Raw genomic sequence first — 24,763 nt, 5'->3', positions numbered from 1 at the left:
AATTTGCACGCTCAATTCAAATCGACTTTCTCAAAACTAAAAATTTTATTTTTAGCCACAGATTTCACAGATTTTAGCAGATTAAAAGTTTTATAAAAATCCTTTTTAATCATTCTAATCTGTGGCAGAAGAAAAAAAACAAAGAATTGACGCAAAATTTCAAAACTTTATCTTTTATAAGGTCTTTCTAAAATGCATCTAAACAAAATATCTTTATTCAATTATAAAAACTTTTCAGAAGCAAGTTTTGATTTTGACATCAAAATCAACTGTTTCGTTGGAAAAAATGGCATTGGAAAAACCAATGTGCTCGATGCTATTTATCATTTGGCTTACGGAAAAAGTTATTTTAATCCGTTGGCGGTTCAAAATATCAAACACGGCGAAGAATTTTTTGTTATTGATGCCGAACTGGAAAAGAACGAAAGAACAGAACAGATTGTCTGCAGTTTAAAAAAAGGACAGAAAAAGGTTTTAAAACGAAATGGAAAACCTTACGATAAATTTTCAGATCATATCGGGTTTATTCCGCTAGTAATTATTTCGCCAGCAGATCGTGATTTAATTATTGAAGGAAGTGAAACGCGCCGTAAATTTATGGATAGTGTTATTTCACAATTAGATTCAACTTATCTGCACGAATTAATACAATATCAAAAGGTAATCACTCAGCGAAATGCACTTTTAAAATATTTCGCTTTGAATCATGTTTTTGATAATGACACCTTATCTATATATAATGAACAGCTTCAAGGTTACGGAAAATCGATCTTTGAAAAACGAAAAGATTTCTTAGAACAGTTTATACCTATATTTAATATACATCATCAAGCGATAACAGGATCAGAAGAAAGTGTACAACTGGTTTATGAAAGCCATTTATTTGAAAAAGACCTTTTGATGCTTTTGCAAGAAAATATAAATAAAGACCGTGCGCTCCAATATACAAGTGTCGGAATTCATAAAGACGATTTGTCTTTTGAAATCGACTCGCATCCAATAAAAAAATTCGGATCTCAAGGACAGCAGAAATCTTTTCTGATTGCACTGAAATTGGCTCAATTTGAATTTCTAAAAAAACAAAGCGGTGTAAAACCTATCCTTTTATTTGATGATATTTTTGACAAACTAGATGAAACGCGCGTTGCCAAAATCGTTGAAATGGTAAACAGCGAAACATTTGGACAGCTTTTTATTTCGGACACACATCCCGAAAGAACAGAAGCGATTGTCAAATCGACGCATCAAACTTATAAAATATTTAATTTGTGATTTTTTCTGATTCTGCAAAATTGATACAATTTATATCAGATTTTAGAATCAATCCCAAAATAGAAATCAGTAAATTAGCCTGAGCAAAAAACTTAAAAACAACTGCAATAAATATATAAGGAATATGTTAGCGAAAGAATCATTGCAATTTTTGGACGATTTAAAAAAGAACAATAACAGAGAATGGTTTCAGGAAAATAAAAAGCGATATGAAGTTTTTAAGAAAGACTACCATCTGTTGGTGAGTGATTTTCTGGATGTAATGAAACCTCTTGATCCGTCGTTGGAACTTCTTGAAATAAAAGACTGCACTTTTAGGATCAATCGCGACATACGATTTTCTAAAGACAAATCTCCTTACAAATCTCATTTGGGCGTTTGGATGTCAGCTGGAGTAAAAGGCGCAAATCGTTCGGGCTATTACGTTCATATTGAAAAAGGAGGAAGTTTTATTGCTGGCGGGTTTTATTCTCCTGATGCAGAAGAGCTAAAGAAAGTCCGTAAAGAAATCGCTTTTTTCTATGATGATTTACAGGAAATCTTAAATGATAAAAACTTTAAAAAGGAATTTGGAAGTTTGGACGTAAACGAAAACAATTCATTAAAAAGCATGCCTCGCGGTTACGAAAAAGACCATCCTGCTATTGAATTTTTAAAATTAAAAAGTTTTACAGCAAGCCAAACCTACGATATTTCTGAAGTTACAAAAAAGGATTTTGTAAAAAAAATGAGCCAAAAACTTATTGCCCTAAAACCACTCAACGAATTTATAAATCGCGCTTTAGATACTGAAGAATTTTAGCTTTATTTGCCACAGATTTCACAGATTCTCACAGATTAATTCTTCGCAATTGTAAAATCCTTTTAATCTTTTTAATCTGTGGCAAAAAAACAAATAATTGAATGAATAGGAAAATACTTTTTCTTGGAGAATCTTATCGCGCTGATGCCATCACTTGGATGAAAGGCCTTAAAAAATTTGGCGATTTTGAAATCATCACTTGGGAGCTTCAAACATCAAACAATCGCAGATCTAAACGTATTTTAGAATATTTCTTCGCTCCTATTTCTATTAGAAAAATAATTAAAAAGGAAAAACCAGACATGGTAATTGCGGAAAGAACTACCAGTTATGGTTTTCTTGCAGCATTATCTGGATCCAAAACCATTGCGATCGCACAACAAGGCCGAACTGATTTATGGCCAGAAAAGTCTAAATTATATCCTTTTAAAAAATTTATTCAGAAATATGCTTTCAAAAAAGCACATTTAATTCACGCTTGGGGGCCTGTCATGGCAATTCATATGAAAGCAACTGGAGTTGACATGAACAAAGTTTTGGTTCTCCCAAAAGGAATTGACCTATCACTTTTTACACCTTCAACCAATAATTCAAATAAAATTGAAGCGATTGTTACACGTTCGCTACAGCCAGAATACCGACATGATTCCATTTTAAAAGCTTTCGGAATTTTAAACCAAAAAGGAATTGATTTTTCTTTGACCATTGTTGGCGACGGAAACAGATTGCAATTTTTAAAAGATCTTGCAAAAGAACTCCAAATAGAAAACAAAGTAATTTTTATAGGAAGAATTCCGAATACAGAACTTCCAAAATTACTCCAGCAATCCAATGTTTACATTAGTATGCCAACCACCGAAGGTGTTTCTGCCTCTTTATTTGAAGCAATGGCTTGCAATTGTTATCCGATAGTTTCAGATATTCCCGGAAACCAAAGCTGGATCACGCATCGTCAAAACGGGCAATTGATTGAAGTTGATAATATCGAAATGCTGGCCAATGAGTTAATTTGGTCTTTTGAAAATGCTGAGTCTCGAAATCAGTCCATTATTCGAAATAGAAAATTTGTAGAAGAAAATGCAAATTATGATATTAATATGAAGGTTATAGCGCAGAAATACCATGAGTTGTTGAACAAATAAAATTGCTTTTTCCTGTAAAAACAAAATAAAATGAGTGGATATTTCAACTATTATAAAATCGATACGAATAGAACATCAATAAACTTATTACAAAAACTGACCGACGTAAAATTACCGCCAAAAAAACATTTCTATTTTCCAGACAAGCTGATTTCTAATTTTAAAGATTACATAACTGAGATTAACAAAAACTCGATTTTTACACCACTTTCATTTGAAGAAATAATCTTTAAAACAAAAACTGATTTTTGTAAAATAAATCATTTCGAATTTGAAGCAATAATCAATTGGATTGATGACTATTACAATGATGAAATCGAAGATATTGAAGCATTTCATATTGATTTAGGATTCAAAGAAATCTTAACACTTCATTCTAGATTTGAAAACGGAATTTTATCTATAGGAGAAGATGGCTTAAACATCTATTATCAAAAGATAGCAGAAAAAGAAAAACTTTCTAAAAAAGTATCTATTTCTGTGCCTTCAAATGCTAGAGAAATTGAGTTAGTAATAGATTTTTTAATCATTTTATCAATCAAATTAATAACTTATAATATAGAAGCTTACTCAACCGAAAGAGAAGAACTAATTGACAAACTAAAAAGTATAGAAGAGAACAAATTATTAACCGAAGCTTCAAATCATTTTTTTGATATATTAAAAGATGAGAAAAATGATTATACCAAGTTATACCAAGATACAATTGATTATTTCATTGAAAGTGCGGAATCATTTTTATACGCAATGCAAGATTTCAAAGCAGAAATAACGAATTATGATGGCTTCATTTTTAGAGAAGACCGTTTCTAAATTACAAAACCTAAAAGAAGTCACACTATTAATACTAAGCTTTGCAAACTTTGCACCTTCATCGTTAAACCAAAACTTATAATCCTTACTTTTGAACTCAGATTAAAAAGCCTTTTATTTATGGAAATCCAATCCAATTTTTCTTTAAAAAAACACAATACTTTCGGCATTGAAGCCAGTGCAAAACAATTTGTTGCAGTACATTCTGTTGACGAATTAAAAACCATTTTAAAAGAAAACCAAAACGAGAAAAAATTCATTTTAGGAGGCGGAAGCAATATGCTTTTAACCAAAGACATTGATGCATTGGTTATTCATATTGATTTAAAAGGAAAAAAAATAATTAAGGAAGACGACGATTTTGTCTGGGTTGAAAGTCAGGCGGGAGAAACTTGGCACGATTTCGTTCTTTGGACGATCGATAACAATTTTGGCGGATTAGAAAACATGTCTCTTATTCCTGGAAATGTTGGTACAACTCCAGTTCAAAATATCGGTGCTTATGGAACCGAAATTAAAGACACTTTTGTTTCTTGCGAAGCGATGAATATTGCTACCCAAGAAATGAAGACTTTCCACAATGCTGAATGTAATTTTGGCTACCGCGAAAGTATTTTCAAAAATGAGGTAAAAGACCAATTTATTATTACTTCGGTTATTTTTAAACTGACTAAACGCAATCATAAAATCAATACTTCTTACGGAGATATTTTGGCAGAATTGGCCAAAAACAATATTACTGAACCTACTTTAAAAGATGTAAGTAATGCTGTAATTGCCATAAGACAAAGTAAATTGCCAGATCCGAAAGAACTAGGAAATAGCGGCAGTTTCTTTAAAAATCCGATTTTATTGAAATCTGATTTTGAGAAAATCCACCAAAAATTCCCAGAAATGAAATTCTACGAAGTTTCAGAAACTGAAGTAAAAGTTCCAGCGGGATGGCTGATTGAACAAGCTGGTTTTAAAGGAAAACGTTTTGGAGATGCGGGAGTTCACAAAAATCAAGCTTTGGTTTTGGTAAATTACGGAAACGCAACAGGACAAGAAATTTTAGCTGTTTCAAAAGAAGTGCAAAAAACCGTTTTTGAAAAATTCGGCATTCAGATTGAAGCGGAAGTGAATGTGATTTAGAAATTTCTAATTCTATTTCAAATAAATTTACAGCAAAATGGAAAAAATAAAAATAAAAGTTATTCTAATTCAATTGTCTGGATTAGTGTTTTTCATTTATGGTATTTATCAATTCAAAATCTTTTCGGTCTTCGAAAAATTTAACTGTGCTTTCCAATCCCTTTCCTATCAAAGTTCTATACCAACATGTTGGACTAAAAATTATGGCGATACAGAAGAAATTTTTAATTTCATATCAAGTGTAATGCTTTGGAAGTTTTACGGACTAATAATCGGAATAGTTTTAATCGGTCTAATTAATTGGAAAAACAAAATCTCCATTTTAAACACAATTTTAGGAGCAATATTTACTTATATAGTTTTTTACTTTTTATTCGAACCTTTTCTTTCAATAAGATTCAATGACTTTGGTCTGCTTTTTTCAAATAATTTTAAAACAAGGTATTTAATCGGCGGAATTACTTTTACTTTTATAGGAATTACAATTTTATTCCTAAGTGTAAATATAAATTTGTTTACAAATAAGCAGAAAGTTTTAAACTAAAGAAAAAATGTACACACCGGATTTATACAAAAACGAAAATCAGGAAGAAATAAAAGCTTTTTTGAAAGAGAATAGTTTTGGAATTCTGATTAATCAAACTAACGGAAAGTTATGTGCAACGCATATTCCGATAGAATTGGAATTGAATGCTGATGGAAAAGAGATTCTTCAAGGTCACATTTCAAAACTAAATCCGCAAGCTGAAGGTTTTAGAGAAAATGACCAAGTTTTGGCTGTATTTACTGGACCTCATAGTTACATTTCTTCTTCTTGGTACGATCACGAAAATGTTCCGACTTGGAATTATATAGCCGTACATGTTTATGGAAGAATCAAGATTGTAGATTACGAAACTTCGGTAGGCCAGTTGAAAAAGCTGGTAGATAAATATGAAGTGAATTCTAAAAATCCTGTTCGTGTTGAAAATTTATCTGAAAAAACCATGCGCGAAGCAAAAGGAATCTTTGGTTTTGAAATCGAAATTGAAGAAATTCAAGCTACAAAAAAAATCTCTCAAAATCGTGACGATCACAATTATAAAAACATAATTTCGGAATTAGAAAAAACCGAAAACCCTCAGTCTATTGCTGTTGCAAAAGAAATGTCAAAATGCCGAAAGTAAATCGGTTTTGGTTATTGAATTTAGCGAATTGATAAGTACATTTGCAGTCGCAGAACGTGAAATTAATAGAACCTAATAAATCAGATGCTTATATACATATTTTACTTTTTTATTGCTATTGTCGTAGTTCAATTATTTTATTATTTAGGAGTTTTTGGCAAATTTGCTTTTGCCAAACCACAGCATGTGAAACCTAAAAATCTTCCGGTTTCTGTAATTGTGTGCGCTAAAAACGAAGAAGAGAATGTAAAAAAATACGTTCCGCTTTTGGCACAGCAAGATTATCCAGATTTTGAAATTGTCTTAATCGACGACGCATCTAGCGATGAAACTCTTGAAGTTTTTGAAGAATTTGAAAAAGAATTCTCTAATATCCGTCTAGTAAAAGTTGAAAACAACGAAGCTTTTTGGGGAAATAAAAAATACGCTTTAACGCTGGGAATAAAAGCAGCAAGGAAAGAGTATTTACTTTTTACAGATGCAGACTGTTTCCCAAACTCTAAAGATTGGATTACTTCTATGACTTCTCAGTTTACCATGGATAAAACAATAGTTTTAGGTTACGGAGGTTATGAAAAAGTAGAGCGTTCATTTTTAAACAAAATTATCCGTTTTGAAACAGTTTTAACTGCAATTCAATATTTTTCGTGGGCAAAAATGGGACTTCCTTATATGGGAGTTGGAAGAAATCTTGCCTACAAAAAAGAAGAGTTTTTTAATGTAAATGGCTTTATTGATCATATTCAGATTCGTTCTGGCGATGACGATTTATTCATTAATCAGGCAGCAAATAAAGCGAATACGACTATTTCTTATGCACCTGAAAGTTTTACGTATTCAGAACCTAAGAAAACCTATAAAGAATGGTTCACTCAGAAAAGAAGACATATTTCTACCGCAGAACATTACAAGTTTTTTGATAAAATGCAGTTAGGATTATTCTTTCTCTCACAATTATTCTTCTTTATTTTAGTTATTATACTGTTAGCATTTCAATTCCAATGGATCGCCGTATTAGCAATTTTAGCTACACGCTATACTATTGTGTGGACAGTAGTTGGATGTTCAGCAGGAAAATTAAAAGAAAAAGATATTAAAATTTGGTTTCCGGTTGTTGAGATAGCGCTTATATTAACGCAAATTAATATCTTTATAACTAATATCTTTTCAAAACCAGTATATTGGAAATAAATTCTAAAATAGAAAAAGCAAAAAAAGGCGATCAGATCGCCTTTACTTTTTTATTAGATCATTATTGGAATGAGGTGTATTCGTTTATGCTCAAACGTACCGAAAATGAAACCACCGCAGAAGATATTACGATAGAAACTTTCTCTAAAGCTTTTGACAAAATTGCTTCTTACAATCCAGAATTTCAGTTTAATACCTGGCTTATTGCAATTGCAAAAAACGTCTATATTGATTTGTTGCGAAAAAAGAAAACCAATCTTTTTATAGAAATCACAGACAACGAAGACCAACAGGCATACAATATTGCCGACCCTACTCCATCTGCAGAAGACGCATTAATTAAAGAACAGAATCTTTCCCGTCTGCTCTTATGCATCAAAGAACTCAAACCGCACTACCAAGAAGTAATTCAGCTTCGTTATTTTCAGGAAATGTCTTATCAGGAAATTGCCACTAAGATTGACGAACCATTAAGCAGTGTTAAGGTAAAACTTTTACGCGCTAAAAAATTATTGGCTGAAATTATCGAACGTAATAGATAATTTATTATCTTTAATCAAAGAATAAATTATTCTCATATTTATTCTTAAAATAAAAACATTTCTACAACATTAAAACTACAACTTTTAGTTGCTAGCTCAAACCTAAACCTTTTCTGCGTATGATTTAAAGTTACTTAACCTTAAAACCCAAAAATTATGTCTAAATTAAGCATTTATGAAAACAAGTGGACCGATCTTGTTTTCGAGAACAAAAACAAGGAATACGGCGCGTACCAATTACGCCAAGAAAATTCTAAAAATTCTGTTACAGCTCTCTTTATGGGTTTATTGTTATTAACGGCTTTAGGGAGTGCATCTGCACTTATTAGCAAATTTAATTCCTCAGTAGTTCCAGTCGAGCCAGAACCAATGATTTACGACCCGATAACGCCCGTAAACATTGATCCTACTGTTGTGCCACCGCCACCAGCACCACCTGCAACGGTTGTAGAACAAACTGCAGCAAGCCAAACAGAGGCAGTTCAATTAACCAATCCTGTTGTTACAAGAACTCAAGACGCTGTACAGGAAATCGCATCTAATACAGAAAACGCACCAGTTGTTGAAAACGCTACCGGAACAGGAACTTCGGTAAATGTATTACCTACAACGGGAGGCGGAGGAGGTAATGGTGACGCCACTTCAGTTGCACCACCAAGCAATGAACCTGTTTCTACAGCTATATTGGATAAACTTCCTGAATTTCCAGGCGGAATTGCTCAGTTCTACAAGTATGTTGGAAACAATTTCCGCAGACCAGAACTTGACGCAGAAAAGACACTAAGAGTGTATGTTTCTTTTGTGGTTGAAAAAGATGGATCACTTACAGACATTATTGTAAAGAATGATCCTGGTTACGGAATGGGCAAAGAAGCCATTAGAGTTTTAAAATCATTAAAAACAAAATGGGCGCCAGGAATTCTAGACGGAAAACCAGTAAGAACGGCATATAATCTTCCTATCACAATAAAAACAGAAGTCGAATAATATAAATATTTTGAAAAGTGAGAAAAGCAGAACTTCGGTTCTGCTTTTTTTTGTTTCCATTAATTCTAAAATCCACTACATTTACTCCTTCAAAAACGGAAATCATTTTAACTAATTAAAACAAATAATGGGAATATTTTCAGCTATTCTTGGTAACGCGGGTTCAGTAAGCCAAGAAGATTTAATTAAGAAATACGGTCAGCTTTTAACAGCAAATGAAGAAATCGAAATGGGTTTCAAACTTATTCGCGACACTTTCATTTTCACCAACAAAAGGCTAATCTTAGTAGATGTGCAAGGAATTACAGGAAGCAAAACAGAATACAAATCTATTGGCTACAAAAGCATCACAAGATTCAGTGTAGAAACTGCAGGAACTTTTGATCTTGATGCCGAATTAAAAATCTGGATTTCTAGCGAACAGCACCCAAGTATTGTAAAACAATTCAATAAATCAGTTAATGTTTATGAAGTGCAAAAAGTATTGGCACATCACGTTTTAGGATAAAAAAAATAAACCCGGCAAGTAGAAATTTGCCGGGTTTTATAATATAATTTAAGTAACAACTCTTATTTCTTTTTTGCAGTAGTTGTTTTCTTCGTAGTTGTAGTTGTTTTTTTAGTCGTTGTTGCAGGAGCTGTATTTACAATTTTCTGTTGCACATACGGTTTATACAAACCATCTTTCTCTGCTCTTTTCTTAGCATCATCAGCTCTTTTCTGAGAATCTGGATGCGAGCTCATCATTTGATCAATAAATGAAGCTTGAGCACCTTCACTCATTTTTGCTAAAATTCTAAACGCAGATTCTTCAGCATTTACATTGTAACCATTTTTCTTCATGAAATTGTAAGCAAATAAATCTGCTTCCGATTCTTGTTTACGGCTGTACTTGCTGTCAATAATTGCACTTCCAATTTTTCCAAGTTGGCTGTCTGTAACTGTTGCCACAGTTGCCGATTGAGAAGCCGCACCATCCATTAATGCTTCTTTCTGATAAGCCGCACGAATTGCATCTCTAGAATCGTTGTTTGCTACGTGTCCAATCTCGTGCCCGATTACAGCGATTAATTCATTATCATCCATGATATCCATTAATCCTGAATACACACGAACGCTTCCGTCTGCGGTTGCAAAAGCATTTACTTCTTTTAATTTATATACTTTATAATTTAAAGTAAATCCGTCTCCCGATGCATGTTTTCCAAAAACACGATTTAATCGTATCGCATAACCATCAGTTGGCCCAGCAATTTCATGCTCTGCATCTAATTTAGCTACCGCTTCTTTAGATAATTTTGCTGCATCGGCATTACTAAAAGTAAAACCAGTGACCCCTTTTTGAACTGCCCCAATTGCTTTATCTCCAAAATTAATCTGTGCAGTCATTTTAGTTAAACCAAATGCTGTAAATAAAAGTCCTACTATTATAAATTTCTTTTTCATATTTTTTATAATTACAATTTAACAACAAATGTAGCATAACAAAATGCTATTTTAAATTCACACAAAACTTGTTTTTCAACAAATAAAGATAAAACATTTTTACGAGCTGATAATCAACACACAACCGATTTCGATCTATACTAAAAAAGAAAAAACCGGCAAACTTTTTAGATTTACCGGTTTTGTATCATGTATCGCTTATTTCTTTTTTGCTGTACTTGTTTTCTTTGTTGTTGTAGTTGCTTTTTTTACTACAACTACAGGAGCTGTATTTACAATTTTCTGCTGTTCGTAAGCATGATACAAGCCGTCTTTTGTTGCTCTTTTTTTGGCCGTATCAGCTCTTTTTCCAGAGTCAGGATGCGAACTCATCATTTTAGTCATAAAAGATGCCTCAGCTCCTTCGCTTAAATTTTGAAGAATTCTAAAAGCCGACTCTACAGCATTCACATCGTAACCATTTCTTTTCATGAAATCATAAGAAAAATTATCTGCCTCAGATTCCTGTTTTCTACTATGTTTGCTATCAATCATAGCGCTTCCTATTTGCCCTAATTGAGATTGGGTAAGAGCTTCAACTTTTCCTGACTGAGAAGATGCAACATCCATTAAAGCTTCTTTTTTATAAGCCGCTTTTATCGCGTCTCTTGTATCATGATTCACAACATGCCCGATTTCATGACCAATAACAGCAAGCAATTGGTTATCATCCATAATATCCATTAAACCTGCAAATACGCGTACACTTCCGTCAGCACATGCAAAAGCATTAATATCTTTTACTAAATACACTTTATAATTTAAAGTAACTCCTTCGCTAGTGGTATGTTTTCCAAATAAGCGATCTAAACGAATTGAATATCCATTTTTTGGATCTGCAACTGGATTGTTTGCATCCAATTCTGCAATAGATTGTTTAGCTAAAGCCGCAGCGTCTGCATCACTAAAGGTAAATCCTGAAACACCCTTGCCTAAAGCCCCCATAGTTTTATCTGAAAGTATTTGCGCATTTGCTTTGGTAAGGCTTAAAATTGCAAATAAAGCTCCTAATACAATAATTCTCTTTTTCATGGTTTTAAAACTGTTAAATTAACAGCAAAATTAGTATTGCATGAATTTTGCAAGCTCCCAAGAAGCCAAATTTGTAACAGATTAAGACCGAACTTTTATATTTCAGAAAAGCCAAATGGAATATCAAATCATTAAATAGAGACTAAAAAAATCACTTCAAAATATATTTAAAACCAATTTATTAACATTTGATCCAACTTATCCTCAATCTCTTCGACAAATATAATATGTAAAGGAAAAGCAAATAAACGTCTCAAAATAAACTACATTCCGTATCTTTGTACTTTGAACATTGATATATGGAAACAGTCGCTGAAAATACACAAACCACAAAACCTAAGTGGTTAAAAGTAAAATTACCTATCGGACAAAAATATACTGAACTTAGAGGTTTAGTTGATAAATATAGTTTAAATACCATTTGTACTTCTGGAAGCTGCCCAAACATGGGAGAATGCTGGGGTGAAGGAACAGCGACTTTTATGATTTTAGGAAATGTCTGCACGCGTTCTTGCGGATTCTGCGGTGTAAAAACCGGTAGACCTGAAACAGTAGATTGGGACGAACCTGAAAAAGTAGCGCGTTCTATTAAGATTATGAATATTAAACATGCTGTTATTACTAGTGTTGACAGAGATGATTTGAAAGATGGAGGTTCTATCATTTGGATGGAAACTGTTAGAGCAATCCGCAGAATGAATCCTCAAACTACGCTTGAAACTTTAATCCCAGATTTTCAAGGAATTGAAAGAAATATAGATCGCATTGTAGAAGCAAATCCTGAAGTGGTTTCTCATAACATGGAAACAGTACGACGTTTGACTCGCGAAGTTCGTATTCAGGCAAAATATGACCGAAGTTTAGAAGTGCTTCGTTATCTGAAAGAAAAAGGAATCAACAGAACAAAATCTGGAATTATGCTTGGTCTTGGAGAAACTGAAGAAGAAGTCTTCCAGACGATGAGAGATTTAAAAAATGTAAATGTTGATGTGGTAACCATTGGACAGTATTTACAGCCAAGTAAAAAACATCTTCCTGTAAAAGAATTTATTACGCCTGAACAATTTGCCAGATATGAACAATTTGGTCTTGAATTAGGTTTCAGACATGTCGAAAGCGGACCTCTTGTTCGTTCTTCATACAAAGCACAAAAACATATTTTATAAATTTTTAGGTTAATCGTTTAATCGTAGAGACGTTTAACGGTTTAAAAACAATTAAACGATTAACCAATTAAACGAATAAACCAAATAATTGAAAACAAGAATTGCTATTAATGGATTTGGAAGAATTGGCAGAAACTTATTCCGATTGCTTTTAAATCACCCTGAAATTGAAGTCGTTGCTATAAATGACATTGCTGACAACAAAACCATGTCGCATTTAATTAAATATGACAGTATTCATGGAGTTTTGCCGTATGAAGTAAGTCATGACGAAAATAGCATTATTGTAGACGGAAGGCATTTTTTCTTTTTTCACGAAAAAAGTATTTCAAATATAGATTGGAAATCACATTCGATTGATATTGTAATCGAATCGACGGGCAAGTATAAAACGCATGAAGAGTTAAATGCGCATCTTGAAGCTGGAGCAAAAAAAGTAATTCTTTCAGCTCCTTCAGAAGTAGATACTATAAAAACAGTAGTTCTTGGAGTAAACGAACATATTTTGGACGGAACCGAAAATATAGTTTCAAATGCAAGCTGTACAACAAACAATGCTGCACCAATGATTAAAATTATTGAAGAATTGTGCGGAATTGAACAAGCATACATTACAACTATACATTCTTTCACGACAGACCAAAGCCTTCACGACCAGCCACATAAGGATTTACGCCGTGCGAGAGGCGCTAGCCAGTCGATTGTTCCAACAACAACAGGTGCAGCTAAGGCATTAACAAAAATTTTTCCTAAATTGCATAATAAAATGGGTGGCTGTGGTATTAGAGTCCCAGTTCCAGACGGTTCATTAACAGACATAACCTTCAATGTAAAACGTGCTGTTAGCATTGAAGAAATAAACAAAGCATTTAAACAAGCCTCAAAAACAAATTTAAAAGGAATATTAGATTATACCGAAGATCCGATTGTCTCGGTTGATGTAATTGGCAACACACATTCTTGTTTATTTGATGCTCAGCTAACTTCGGTTATCGACAAAATGGTAAAAGTTGTAGGCTGGTATGATAATGAGATTGGCTATTCATCAAGATTGATTGATTTAATTTTACTGGTAAGAAAATAATAAGATTCATTGTAAAAGCATTGCCATACATGAAATACTGTCTTTTTATTGTTGTTTGTTTTTTTAACTCGTTTTTGTATTCTCAAGCCAAAAAGAATACGGATAGCGTGACCTATTATAACAAGCTAGCAAACAGCAACCTAAATAATAAAAAGTACAGTCAAGCTATTTTTTATACTGAAAAATCTATTAATTTTTGCGAAGAAAATGGCAAAAAAGAGAATTTGGCCAATCAGACTTTCAAGCTTGGCAAGATTTATTATAATCAAAAAAAGTTTGAGGACGCTTTAAAAAACTTTCATAAAACAGTTTCTTTATTTGACACTCTAAAGCCGAGCTGCACAAAAGTTTTGGCCCTGCATTATATTGGTGTAACCAATACCGCAAAGGGCGATTATAAAACAGCTGCTGCTTATTATACAAAAGCCCAAGATTTATTAAAACAGTTAGATCTTAAAGACAATGCAGAAGCATTAAGTTATCAAAAAGCTTTGGCATTTAAAACCAATAATGATCTTAAATCTGCTTTAAAAACTTTTAAAATAATTACCGCAAAGCCAGATAACAACGCAAATTTAAAAACAAAAGTAGACGCTTATTATCAGCTTGGTTTAATTGAAGGAAAGCTTAAAAGAAATGATTCGGCTATTGTCTATTTTGACAAAGCACTAGATTATAACAACAAAATCAATGATCTTCCAAAAAAATCGAAAATTGTTTTAGCGATAAGCCAGTACTACAAACAGAATAAAAATTATGATCTGGCGTATTCTTATCTAGACGAACATTATCAGATTGAAAATTATCTTTTAAAACTAAAAAATGCCAAAATTGATTTGGACGAATATGAAAAATTCAAAAAAAATCAATCTTTAAACAATACGATAAAAAGAGAAAGCGAAGAGAAATTCCAACTTAAAACTTATCGCTATTCTAAATTAGTCAGCATTTTGGCAATTGCCTTAATTTCGATTTTATCACTTTTGAGTCTGGCTTTGTACAAAAACAATATTATACGAAATCAGAATAATTTACTGCTTCGCGAAAAAAATAAAGAATTAATTTTAGCCAAAAACAAAGCAGAAAAAGCTTCGAAAGCCCGATCTGAATTTTTGTCTACAGTAAGCCATGAACTCCGGACGCCATTGAATGCCATTAACGGAATTACTCATATTTTGCTTGAAGACAAGCCAAAGAAAAAACAATTGAAGTACTTAGAATCTTTAAAATTCTCTGGGAATTATTTGACTACTTTTATCAATGAAATCCTTGAGATCAATAAAATTGATTCTACTAAAGTAGAAATTGAAAATATCAGTTTCAATTTAAAAGAATTGCTTTTCAATATTCAAAGTTCACTAAAAGAGCTGGCTACAGCCAACAAAAACTACTTTAATTTAGAGATAGACAAAGCAATTCCAGACAATTTAATTGGAGATCCCACAAAACTATCTCAGATCATACTTAATTTAATAAACAATGCCTTAAAATTTACCCAGAACGGACATGTAAATGTTATCGCAAAACTATATTCACAAGAAGAAGATGAGGCAACTATTTACTTTGAAATTGTGGATACTGGAATTGGAATTCCGGAGGATAAGCTACAATCTGTTTTTGAAAGTTTTTCTCAAGGTTCCATCGAAGTAAATAGAAAATATGGCGGAACAGGACTTGGCCTTACTATCGTAAAAAAATTAATAGAACTTCTAGGAGGCGAAATAAAATTAAAAAGTGAAGTAGGTAAAGGATCTACATTTACCTTCAAGTTGAATTTTAAAATCAACAACGAACCATTGGAAGTAATTGAAGAAGTAAAACCATATAACGATAAACAATTGAAAAACAAATCTATTTTATTGATTGAGGACAACAAAATCAATCAAATGATCACTCGTAAAATGCTGGAAAATAAAAACATTACTTGCGAGATTGTTGACAATGGGGAAGATGCTGTAGAACTTTTAAAAATCAAACGCTTTGATATGATTTTAATGGATGTACATCTTCCTGGCATTAACGGAACTACAGCAACAAAAATGATTCGTGAATTTGATAAAGCCACTCCTATTATAGCATTGACAGCAATTTCTCTTGACGAAAATCGAGACATGCTTCTTTCTTACGGAATGGATGATGTAATCACAAAACCTTTTGTTCCAGACGAATTCTATAGCACTATTGCTAAGTTTTTTGATTAATTAAGATTCCTAAGTTTCTGAGATACTGAGATTCTAAGTTTTCTTTATATACTCTAAAATTGTGGCATCAAAATCTTGCTGATGATTGATGAAAGAGCTTTTTATTGGCAGATAATATAACTGATCAACCAGATCCGAATCTTTTAAGCGCACATAATCTTTTTCGGTAGTAATAATTTTTCTTCCGTTTGCCTTGCGTAGAATCGAATCTAAATCGGCATCAGAAAAATGATGATGATCTGGAAAAGTAAGACATTCATCGATTTCATTTTTTAAATAATCAAAAAATGGTTTCGGCTTTGCAATTCCAGCGAGTAACAATTTTGATTCTGACTTAATTTCTCTAACTGCAATTTTTTCGCTTTTACCATAAATGACTATATCATAATCTATGAAAGTAAAAAAGACTTGCTGAGTAGCATTTAACTTCAATTTCAATCTAATTTTTGCCTGCTCTTCTTCTGCTAAAATTTTAGGGCATTTTGTTACTACAACAATATTGGCTCTTTCTGCTCCGCTCCTGCTTTCTCTCAAATTTCCTGTTGGTAGCATAAAATCGTCTGCATACAAATCTCCATAAGAAGTGAGTAAAATATAAAAACCAGCTTTTACTTTTCTGTGTTGATATGCATCATCAAGCAAAATAATTTCAGGCTTTTCATTTTGTGAAAGTAATTGCATAATTCCGTTTGTGCGATTGGCATCAACCGCAACCATTACATTTGGAAATTTTTGATAAAACTGAAAAGGTTCATCTCCCAAAATTTCAGCATTTGAATTGTCGTCAGCCAAAACAAAACCTTCTGACTTTCTTTTATAACCACGGCTCAAAGTAGCCACTTTATATTTATCAGATAATAAACGAATCAAATATTCGATTTGAGGCGTTTTCCCAGTTCCGCCCACACTTAGATTTCCAACCGCAATAACTGGAAGATCAAATGAAGTCGATTTTAAAATTCCATTATCAAAAAGAAAATTACGGATTGAGGTTATGAATCCGTATAAAATAGCGAATGGGAAAAGTATTTTTCGAAGTATGTTCATAGAATTATTTATCTGAATAATGTCCCATTGCTGAAACTATAATAACGGTTACGATATCTTCTTCTACACGATAAATCATCCTATCTTTTTGATTAATTCTTCTAGACCAATATCCACTAAGGCTATATTTCAACTCTTCTGGTTGTCCTTCTCCAAAAAAAGGGGTTTCAGTTAATTCTAGAAGTATTTTTTCAATCTTTTTTATGGTAGCTTTATTTCCTGATTTATAGTGATTTTTCAAATCTTTACGAGCTATATCGTCAAATTCTACAAAATACTTCCCCATATATCATCTGGATTTAATCTTGTCGTTTTTCCTTGCTTAATATTTTCTTCTGCTTTTTTTACTTTCTCAACAAATTCCGCGCTATAAATATTTGGCTCTTCATTAACCTGTCCATAACTATCAGTTTCGACAATTTCGATACCATCAAGACCCTTAAAAAAAGCTTCGAACATTTCCATAAATGCTTTTCCTGTCTTCGTACGTTCATTAATTTTTATAGTTGTCATAACTTATAAATTTTATATTACAAATGTACTAAATTTGTGCTAGTATAAACTTTTTTACATTTAATGCAAACAATTTGTACTCATAAAAATTTGAAAAACACAAAATGAAAATCAAAAATATTATATCGGTTCTTGAAGAAATGGCTCCTTTAGCTTATGCCGAAGATTTTGACAATGTTGGGCTTTTAGTTGGAGATTCCGAAACTGAATGTTCTGGTGTTTTAGTCTGCCATGATGCGCTAGAAAATGTAATTGATGAAGCAGTTGCTAAAAACTGCAATTTGGTAGTTTGTTTTCACCCGATATTATTTTCTGGAATTAAAAAAATTACAGGCAAAAATTATGTTGAACGCACTATTTTAAAAGCAATTAAAAATGACATTGCTATTTATGCAGTTCATACAGCGCTTGATAATCATTCGCAAGGCGTGAATAAAATTTTCTGTGATGCTTTAGGATTGACAAATACCAAAGTTTTGATTCCGAAACAAAATTTCATTCAAAAATTAGTCACTTTTACCGTTCCAGATAATGCCGATAAAGTTCGAAATGCCTTATTTGAAGCAGGCGCAGGAAAAATTGGCAACTATGACAATTGCAGTTTTAACACTCAAGGCTTTTTTACTTTTCAAGGAAACGAAGACAGCAATCCAGTACTTGGAGAAAAAGGAAAACTGCACACAGGTGAAGAAATCAAAATTGAAGTAGTTTTTGAAAAACATCTTCAATCCCGCATTTTAAAAGCACTTTTTGCAAATCATATCTACGAAGAAGTCGCTTATGAAATTTACAATCTCGAAAATTCTCATCAAAATATTGGTTTAGGAATGGTTGGCGAATTTGAAACCGAAATGGATGAAAAAGATTTTCTTTATTTCGTAAAAGAAAAAATGATTGCCGACGGAATTCGTCATTCTGCTTTTTTAGGAAAAAAAATAAAAAAAGTAGCAGTATTAGGAGGCTCTGGAAGTTTTGCAATCAAAAATGCGATAAGTGCTGGAGCCGATGCTTTTTTGACTGCAGATTTGAAGTATCATCAGTTTTATGAAGCTGAAAACAAGTTACTTTTGGCAGATATTGGTCATTTTGAGAGCGAACGCTATACAAAAAATTATATTGTTGATTATCTTCGAAAAAAAATTCTTAATTTTGCAATCATTTTATCGGAAGAAAATACAAATCCAGTTAAGTACTTATAAAATATGACGAATACGAAAGAATTAAGTGTTGAGGACAAGTTAAGAGCAATATACGATTTACAGCTTATTGACTCTAGAATTGACGAAATCAGAAACGTTAGAGGAGAACTTCCTTTAGAGGTTGAAGATTTAGAAGATGAAGTTGCAGGTTTGAGCACTCGTTCAGAGAAACTGAAAGGTGAACTTGAAGTGATTGAGGAGCAAATCAAAGCAAAGAAAATTGCTATTGAGGAGCATAAAGAGGTTATTAAAAAGTACACTAAACAACAAGAATCAGTACGTAACAACAGAGAATTTAATTCTTTGACAAAAGAAGTTGAATTTCAAGAATTAGAAATTCAATTGGCTGAAAAGCAAATCAAAGAAATGAAAGCTTCTATCGAGCACAAAAAAGAAGTTATTTCTAACTTAAAAGAAAAACTTGATGCTAAAAGCTCTCATTTAAAACATAAAAAATCTGAATTGGACGCTATTATGGCTGAGACTCAGAAAGAAGAAACTTTCTTAACTGAGAAATCTGCTGAATATGCTGCACAAATCGAAGATAGATTATTAGCAGCTTACAACAGAATCAGAAGCAGTGTTCGTAACGGATTGGCTGTAGTTTCTATCGAAAGAGGAGCTTCTGCTGGATCTTTCTTTACAATTCCACCTCAAACTCAGGTAGAAATTGCTTCAAGAAAGAAAATCATCACTGATGAGCACTCTGGAAGAATCTTAGTTGACACTCAACTAGCTGAAGAAGAAAAAGAAAAAATGGAACAATTGTTCGCAAAATTCTAAATATCAAGTCCCGATTAAATCGGGACTTTTTTTTTGCATTTATTTTAGCCACGAATTACACAAATTTTCACTAATTATTTTTTTGCCTATAATAATGTGAATAAAAAATTCGTGCTAATTTGTGTAATTCGTGGCAGACTTTTTTTTTACCTTTAGAAAAAAAATTAAGTTTTGGGAATTAAAAAAGGCATTCGTTTTATTACTTTAAAATCAGTTGGATCTTATATTAATTTTTTGAGTTACGTTCGTCCTCAGAAAGCTACAGAACTTTCGTATGCACTTTTCAGCCAACCACGAATTGGCCGATTAAAAAAAGAAGAACTTCCAAAAGTTTTGCGACATACAGAAACAGAAATATTTCATCATAACGAACATCATTTCCAAACCTACGTCTGGAAAGGAAATGAAACCAAAATTCTACTAGTTCACGGCTGGGAAAGCAATGCTGCTCGCTGGAAAAAAACTTTACCACATCTTCAAAAATCTGGAAGTACCATTATAGCTATTGATGCACCCGCACACGGGCAAAGCAGCGGAAAAGAATTTAATGTTCCGCTTTATGCTGAATTCATAAATAAAGCGGTAGAAAAATATCAGCCCGAAATTATCATTGGACATTCTATTGGTGGTGCTGCATGCATTTACCATCAATATTTGTTTCCGAATACGAGCATCAACAAAATGGTTATTCTTGGCGCTCCTTCAGATTTAAAAACTTTGATTGACAATTATATTTCGATGCTTAGTTTGAATAGAAGAATGTTGCCTCTTTTGGAAAGTAAATTCATAAACCGTTTCAACTTTAAGCTAGAAGACTTTTCAGGTCAAAAATTTGCATCAGAAATTACAATTCCCGGTTTCATTGCTCATGATACGGCAGACAAAATTGTTGCTTTTGCAGAAGGAAAAAAAATAGCTCAAGGCTGGAAAAATAGTCAATTTATTGAAACCAGCGGTTTAGGTCACGGAATGCATGATGATGAATTGTACAATAAAGTGATTGAGTTTTTGTTTGAAGGCTCAAAGTGACAAAGGCTCAAAAGTGCAAAGGTTTTCTGCTTCAACTCATAATTCATAACTTATAATTCATAATTCTAGAAAAGATGATTGCTGTAATTTTTGAAGTGATTCCTAATGAAGAAAAAAAAGAAGAATATCTGGATATCGCCGCGAGTCTGCGTCCGGAATTAGATAATATTGAAGGATTTATTTCGATAGAACGATTTCAAAGTTTTTCCGATCCTTCAAAAGTTTTGTCTTTGTCTTTTTGGCGAGATGAAGAAAGTATTCAGCAATGGCGAAATATTGAAATGCATCGCGCCGCACAAGCCAAAGGCCGAAATGAAGTTTTTAAAGATTATCATTTACGAATTGCATCTGTAGTTCGTGATTATGGAATGTTCGATAGAAAAGAAACTCCAGAAGACAGTTCCATTTTTCATGATTCGTAAAAAAGATGTTGAGATTCTAAGTTGCTATCCCGATAGCTATCGGGACTAAGTTTTTTTTCTAAAACCTAAAATTCTAAGATGTCTAAACTTTTGCCTACTTTTGCAGTATGGAAGAAAATCTTAAACGTCTTAATAAATTTATTGCCGAAACGGGCTTTTGTTCTCGTCGTGAAGCTGATAAATTAATTGAAGAAGGACGCGTAACAATAAATGGTGCTGTGCCGGAAATGGGAACGAAAGTTTCGCCAGAGGATGAAGTGCGCGTTGACGGAAAATTAATCGTTGAGAAAAACGAAAAAATGATCTATTTGGCATTCAATAAACCTGTCGGAATTGAATGCACGACCAATCTTGAAGTAAAAAATAATATTGTTGATTATATTAATTATCCTAAACGAATTTTCCCGATTGGACGACTGGATAAAGCCAGTGAAGGCTTGATTTTTATGACCAATGATGGTGATATTGTAAACAAGATTCTTCGTGCCAGAAATAACCACGAAAAAGAATATACGGTTACAGTAAACAAACCTATTACTGAACGTTTTATTCAGCGAATGGGAAATGGCGTTCCGATTTTAGATACGGTTACTAAAAAATGTAAAGTAGAGCAAATTAGCAAATACACTTTTAAAATCATTTTAACGCAGGGATTAAACCGTCAGATTAGAAGAATGTCTGAATACTTGGGTTACGAAGTTACGGCCTTAAAACGTATTCGAATTATCAATATTTCGTTGGATGTTCCAGTTGGAAGATACAGAGATTTAACAGATGCTGAAATTAAAGAATTAAATCAGTTAATTGAACCTTCGAGTAAAACGGAAGAAGCAAGTTTTCCTAAAGTTGAAAGCTCAAGTTCCAATTCAGCTTCAGCTCCAACCAGAAGAAAAACATTTGTTTCAAAACATGATCCTCGATTTAAAAAAAGAGGAGATAATAAATAAAGAAAATCCCATTCTGAACGAATGGGATTTTTCATTTTATTTCCTTTTATCCAAAAACTCATAATATAAAGCTTTAGACAAAAAGCTTGAGTTTTGATAATTCGAAATCAATTCTTCTCTTACTGCTTCTGCATATTTTCCATCCAGATTATTCTTTTGCAAATATTCGCGACGGACATCATCATTGAAATTCAAACCGCTTAAAAAAACTGGCTCTACTCCTTTGTTTACTGAAATATTATAATTGGTAACAAGACTTCCCCAATTTATGTAACTGCACAAAAGAATCGTTCCGTAGAAATACCAAACCATCTGATTGAAAAGATAAGCATTAGTTTTTTGTTTTCTGATTTTCTGAAATGAAACTACCAATCCGATAATAGCTAAGATTAAAAAAGCATAAACTCCAAGACGTTTATAGGTTAAACCATAAAAAGAAACATATTCTGTATTCTTAATCATGGCACTTACAATTAAAATGACGTTTAGTACAAGCCAAACTTTTGCTAAGTTCTTTAAAGATTTGGCTTTTTCATCAAAATTAAATCCGCCTTTAAAATAAAACAAGATTACTCCAACAGCCATAAGGATAGAAAAAATTACAGCATTTACGCGTTCGTGGGTATCTGCGCTTAAGTTTGTTTTTTCTACAACTTCGAAGAATTGCTCATAATTGTAAGTTCCTATAAAAACTAAAAGCATAATATTCAAGAGAAACAATGTGATTTCTCCACTTTTTCTTTCGAAGTCTAAATCAAGAAAAGAAAAAGTGCTTTGGTCTTTGACTTCAGAAATAGCACTGAAATCATTATTCAGCTTTGGATTGAATTCGTAACAAGTATCTGGAACCCAATAATTCCAAAAACTGAATGAAATATAAAAGCCTAAAATGCACATCGCAATTAATTGAGGCAGATTAATATCCAATTCATAGTCTGTAAATAGTGAAGAGAAATGATCGCTTCCGAAAGAGTAAACGATAAAAAATAATCCAAGAAAAATGATTGGAATAACAACAAACGCTACTAATTTTTTAGCAAAATCGTTATGAATTTTTCTTTCTGGAAGCCATTGGCTGAAAAGAAAAATACGTCCTACTGATGTAAATCCGTTTAAAATTATTAATGGAAAAATTTGAATCGTTTTGAGTTCGCCATCTTGTGTTTTAAATTGTAAAAACAAAATTGATAAGGCCAAGGCAAAAAACGATGCCGCATCTCCATACCACGCAAAGGCAAAACATGACAAAATAGAAGTCATTACTAAAATAAGATGTGATCTGTCGACTAACTTTTCTTGAAAGAAATAACTAATTAATAGCGTTAGCAAAACGCCAAAAATAGAAATATTGATTCCAACAGATTCGTTGTAAAAAAGCAGTATGAAAACCGCTGTACATGCGAAGATAATTTGATGTTTTTTCATGATTTTAGTTTTTAAAAGTACTTTGTAATTCAAAGTTTTTAGGTAAAAAATTTTAGTTTCTAAGATTTCATTAATTTTTCGAGGTAAGAAAGGTGCTCTTTAAACGCCGCGCGGCCAAGCGGTGTTACCTGATAAGATGTTTTTGGCTTTTTGCCCACAAATTCTTTCTTAATCTCGATATATTCAGATTTCTCCAATGCTGAAGAATGACTCGCTAAATTACCATCGGTGATATTCAAAAGCGTTTTCATCTCGGTAAAATCTACCCAGTCGTTAACCATCAGAACGGACATAATACCCAGTCTGACACGGCTTTCGAAATCTTTATTTAGTTTGTCAATAATTCCCATTCAATTATTTGTATTTTTTGAACATTACTAATCCGTATAAGATATGCAGGATTCCGAATCCGAGAATCCAGAAAATCAATCCATACCCAATAAAGAAAAGAGCAATTAATCCCAAACAAAGTTCGCAGAAACCTAAATATTTTACATCAGAAAAAGTATATTTTTCTGCATTAATAAGCGCTAAACCATAAAAAAGCAAAGTCGATGGCGCAACCAATCCGAAGTAACCGTGATACATCATCGCTAGACAGAATACACCTCCTACAAACAAAGGAACTGTTAAGTTGAATAGCATTTTTTTTGTAGCAGATGTCCAAATTGGCAGATTGTATTTTCGGCTTTTTCTAATAGTGAAAAAGATTCCAAATGCAAATGCGCAAACTAAAATTCCGATTCCTATCCAGAATAATTCTGAAACTAAATTAGCAGAATATAATCTATGCTCGTCGGTCAAATAATCCATTCCATTTGCCTTGAACAATTGGTATACATAAATTCCACCAATTAAAGCCGAAAGACCCGCGAAAACTCCTGAAAGTCCGCTTAACGATATAAATCTTGAAGAGCGCTCCATCATGGAACGAATATGTGCTAAATCTTCTTGGTGCTTTTGATTCATAATTAAAGTACTTTGCATTACAAAGTTATTATTTATTTTGAATTGGCAAGTAAAAAAAGAAAAATATTTTCGATAACAATATAGATTCCTGCAAGGTTTTGAAAACCTTGCAGGTTTGAAGCTGAGCTTGAATCAAAAAACTAAAGTCGTCTTTGTTTTAACTTTCTAAATATACCTACAAGGTTTTGAAAACCTTTCAGGAGAGAAACTTTCTTGCGAAACGAGACTGCGTGAGGGATAGGAGCATGCTACCGAAGTAGCGCGGATAGCCCGACCCCGACCCATCGAGAGGGCGCATAAGCGTAAAGTATATTTGCCCTCTCGATGGGTCGGGGTCACGCCCAAATTATAAAACCGAAAAAGCCTATTCTTAATGAACATGCCCCAAAAAGTTAGACACTATTTGGGGCAT

27 protein-coding genes are annotated in these 24,763 nt (G+C 32.8%); 19 read left to right on the top strand and 8 right to left on the bottom strand.

Annotated elements, in window-relative coordinates:
- Nucleotides 1-192 precede the first annotated feature (192 nt).
- The 11 genes from recF to NU08_RS20380 all read left to right on the top strand — a co-directional run bounded on the left by recF (nt 193) and on the right by NU08_RS20380 (nt 9,557).
- On the top strand, nt 193-1,272 hold the full coding sequence (gene recF, locus NU08_RS20430; RefSeq protein ID WP_129748901.1) for a DNA replication/repair protein RecF: 1,080 nt from the start codon (nt 193-195) through the stop codon (nt 1,270-1,272).
- Nucleotides 1,273-1,396: 124 nt separating this feature from the next.
- Nucleotides 1,397-2,074, top strand: coding sequence for a DUF2461 domain-containing protein (locus NU08_RS20425; protein WP_129748900.1), 678 nt, complete (start codon nt 1,397-1,399; stop codon nt 2,072-2,074).
- Between the two features lie 101 nt (nt 2,075-2,175).
- On the top strand, nt 2,176-3,216 hold the full coding sequence (locus NU08_RS20420; protein WP_129748899.1) for a glycosyltransferase: 1,041 nt from the start codon (nt 2,176-2,178) through the stop codon (nt 3,214-3,216).
- A 30-nt stretch (nt 3,217-3,246) separates the two neighbouring features.
- Nucleotides 3,247-4,029, top strand: a complete 783-nt coding sequence (locus NU08_RS20415; RefSeq protein WP_129748898.1) for a hypothetical protein — start codon at nt 3,247-3,249, stop codon at nt 4,027-4,029.
- A gap of 120 nt (nt 4,030-4,149) precedes the next feature.
- A complete protein-coding gene (gene murB, locus NU08_RS20410; RefSeq protein ID WP_129748897.1) occupies nt 4,150-5,163 on the top strand; it encodes a UDP-N-acetylmuramate dehydrogenase in 1,014 nt (337 codons plus the stop codon).
- A 37-nt stretch (nt 5,164-5,200) separates the two neighbouring features.
- The gene (locus tag NU08_RS20405; protein ID WP_129748896.1) at nt 5,201-5,707 is read left to right on the top strand and encodes a hypothetical protein; all 507 of its coding nucleotides are present in this window, start codon (nt 5,201-5,203) and stop codon (nt 5,705-5,707) included.
- Between the two features lie 7 nt (nt 5,708-5,714).
- Nucleotides 5,715-6,329 carry an FMN-binding negative transcriptional regulator gene (locus NU08_RS20400; protein ID WP_129748895.1) on the top strand — a complete coding sequence of 205 codons (615 nt, stop codon included), beginning with the start codon at nt 5,715-5,717 and terminating at the stop codon, nt 6,327-6,329.
- 84 nt (nt 6,330-6,413) lie between these two features.
- Nucleotides 6,414-7,520: a glycosyltransferase gene (locus NU08_RS20395; RefSeq protein ID WP_129748894.1), complete on the top strand. Its 1,107-nt coding sequence runs from the start codon at nt 6,414-6,416 to the stop codon at nt 7,518-7,520.
- Complete coding sequence (locus tag NU08_RS20390; protein WP_091134697.1) at nt 7,511-8,062, top strand: RNA polymerase sigma factor; 552 nt, start codon at nt 7,511-7,513, stop codon at nt 8,060-8,062. Before NU08_RS20395 ends, NU08_RS20390 begins: the two co-directional genes overlap by 10 nt.
- Nucleotides 8,063-8,218: 156 nt before the next feature.
- The gene (locus NU08_RS20385; RefSeq protein ID WP_129748893.1) at nt 8,219-9,049 is read left to right on the top strand and encodes an energy transducer TonB; all 831 of its coding nucleotides are present in this window, start codon (nt 8,219-8,221) and stop codon (nt 9,047-9,049) included.
- Nucleotides 9,050-9,176: 127 nt separating this feature from the next.
- Nucleotides 9,177-9,557, top strand: coding sequence for a PH domain-containing protein (locus NU08_RS20380; RefSeq protein WP_119792913.1), 381 nt, complete (start codon nt 9,177-9,179; stop codon nt 9,555-9,557).
- Between the two features lie 62 nt (nt 9,558-9,619).
- Here NU08_RS20380 and NU08_RS20375 read toward each other — a convergent pair whose 3' ends face one another.
- Both NU08_RS20375 and NU08_RS20370 read right to left on the bottom strand, forming a co-directional pair.
- The gene (locus NU08_RS20375; RefSeq protein ID WP_129748892.1) at nt 9,620-10,495 is read right to left on the bottom strand and encodes a M48 family metalloprotease; all 876 of its coding nucleotides are present in this window, start codon (nt 10,493-10,495) and stop codon (nt 9,620-9,622) included.
- Between the two features lie 198 nt (nt 10,496-10,693).
- Nucleotides 10,694-11,566: a M48 family metalloprotease gene (locus tag NU08_RS20370; RefSeq protein WP_129748891.1), complete on the bottom strand. Its 873-nt coding sequence runs from the start codon at nt 11,564-11,566 to the stop codon at nt 10,694-10,696.
- A gap of 299 nt (nt 11,567-11,865) precedes the next feature.
- Between NU08_RS20370 and lipA the strand changes: the two genes are divergently transcribed.
- From lipA to NU08_RS20355, 3 genes are all read left to right on the top strand, one after another.
- Nucleotides 11,866-12,732, top strand: coding sequence for a lipoyl synthase (lipA, locus tag NU08_RS20365; RefSeq protein ID WP_129748890.1), 867 nt, complete (start codon nt 11,866-11,868; stop codon nt 12,730-12,732).
- A gap of 88 nt (nt 12,733-12,820) precedes the next feature.
- Nucleotides 12,821-13,816: a type I glyceraldehyde-3-phosphate dehydrogenase gene (gene gap / locus NU08_RS20360; protein WP_129748889.1), complete on the top strand. Its 996-nt coding sequence runs from the start codon at nt 12,821-12,823 to the stop codon at nt 13,814-13,816.
- A gap of 29 nt (nt 13,817-13,845) precedes the next feature.
- The gene (locus NU08_RS20355) at nt 13,846-16,017 is read left to right on the top strand and encodes an ATP-binding protein (RefSeq protein WP_129748888.1); all 2,172 of its coding nucleotides are present in this window, start codon (nt 13,846-13,848) and stop codon (nt 16,015-16,017) included.
- Nucleotides 16,018-16,050: 33 nt separating this feature from the next.
- Here NU08_RS20355 and lpxK read toward each other — a convergent pair whose 3' ends face one another.
- The 3 genes from lpxK to NU08_RS20340 are packed head-to-tail and all read right to left on the bottom strand — an operon-like array spanning nt 16,051 to nt 17,577.
- Nucleotides 16,051-17,064, bottom strand: a complete 1,014-nt coding sequence (lpxK, locus tag NU08_RS20350; RefSeq protein WP_129748887.1) for a tetraacyldisaccharide 4'-kinase — start codon at nt 17,062-17,064, stop codon at nt 16,051-16,053.
- A 4-nt stretch (nt 17,065-17,068) separates the two neighbouring features.
- Nucleotides 17,069-17,350: a Txe/YoeB family addiction module toxin gene (locus NU08_RS20345; protein ID WP_129748886.1), complete on the bottom strand. Its 282-nt coding sequence runs from the start codon at nt 17,348-17,350 to the stop codon at nt 17,069-17,071.
- Complete coding sequence (locus tag NU08_RS20340) at nt 17,332-17,577, bottom strand: DUF2683 family protein (protein WP_129748885.1); 246 nt, start codon at nt 17,575-17,577, stop codon at nt 17,332-17,334. The genes NU08_RS20345 and NU08_RS20340 overlap by 19 nt, the downstream gene beginning before the upstream one ends.
- 104 nt (nt 17,578-17,681) lie before the next feature.
- Between NU08_RS20340 and NU08_RS20335 the strand changes: the two genes are divergently transcribed.
- The 5 genes from NU08_RS20335 to rluF all read left to right on the top strand — a co-directional run bounded on the left by NU08_RS20335 (nt 17,682) and on the right by rluF (nt 21,957).
- Nucleotides 17,682-18,776 (top strand): Nif3-like dinuclear metal center hexameric protein, encoded by a 1,095-nt coding sequence (locus tag NU08_RS20335; RefSeq protein ID WP_129748884.1) that lies wholly within the window; start codon nt 17,682-17,684, stop codon nt 18,774-18,776.
- 3 nt (nt 18,777-18,779) lie between these two features.
- A complete protein-coding gene (locus tag NU08_RS20330; protein WP_091496387.1) occupies nt 18,780-19,559 on the top strand; it encodes a zinc ribbon domain-containing protein in 780 nt (259 codons plus the stop codon).
- Nucleotides 19,560-19,730: 171 nt separating this feature from the next.
- Nucleotides 19,731-20,588 (top strand): alpha/beta fold hydrolase, encoded by an 858-nt coding sequence (locus NU08_RS20325; protein WP_129748883.1) that lies wholly within the window; start codon nt 19,731-19,733, stop codon nt 20,586-20,588.
- Nucleotides 20,589-20,662: 74 nt separating this feature from the next.
- Nucleotides 20,663-21,010: an antibiotic biosynthesis monooxygenase family protein gene (locus NU08_RS20320; protein ID WP_129748882.1), complete on the top strand. Its 348-nt coding sequence runs from the start codon at nt 20,663-20,665 to the stop codon at nt 21,008-21,010.
- Nucleotides 21,011-21,117: 107 nt separating this feature from the next.
- Nucleotides 21,118-21,957 (top strand): 23S rRNA pseudouridine(2604) synthase RluF, encoded by an 840-nt coding sequence (rluF, locus tag NU08_RS20315; RefSeq protein WP_129748881.1) that lies wholly within the window; start codon nt 21,118-21,120, stop codon nt 21,955-21,957.
- Between the two features lie 36 nt (nt 21,958-21,993).
- On the opposite strand, the gene NU08_RS20310 is transcribed toward rluF, so the two are convergent.
- From NU08_RS20310 to NU08_RS20300, 3 genes are read right to left on the bottom strand one after another with little or no spacing between them, the layout of a single operon-like run.
- Entirely contained in the window at nt 21,994-23,382 is a 1,389-nt protein-coding gene (locus NU08_RS20310; RefSeq protein WP_129748880.1) for a DUF4173 domain-containing protein, read from the bottom strand.
- Between the two features lie 59 nt (nt 23,383-23,441).
- Nucleotides 23,442-23,732, bottom strand: coding sequence for a winged helix-turn-helix domain-containing protein (locus NU08_RS20305; RefSeq protein WP_008464519.1), 291 nt, complete (start codon nt 23,730-23,732; stop codon nt 23,442-23,444).
- A gap of 4 nt (nt 23,733-23,736) precedes the next feature.
- Complete coding sequence (locus tag NU08_RS20300; protein ID WP_129748879.1) at nt 23,737-24,351, bottom strand: hypothetical protein; 615 nt, start codon at nt 24,349-24,351, stop codon at nt 23,737-23,739.
- Nucleotides 24,352-24,763 lie beyond the last annotated feature (412 nt).

The sequence above is a fragment of the Flavobacterium anhuiense genome (assembly GCF_004151235.1).
In the GTDB taxonomy this organism is placed as follows: domain Bacteria; phylum Bacteroidota; class Bacteroidia; order Flavobacteriales; family Flavobacteriaceae; genus Flavobacterium; species Flavobacterium anhuiense_A.
This window is presented reverse-complemented; position numbering and strand designations above follow the sequence as displayed.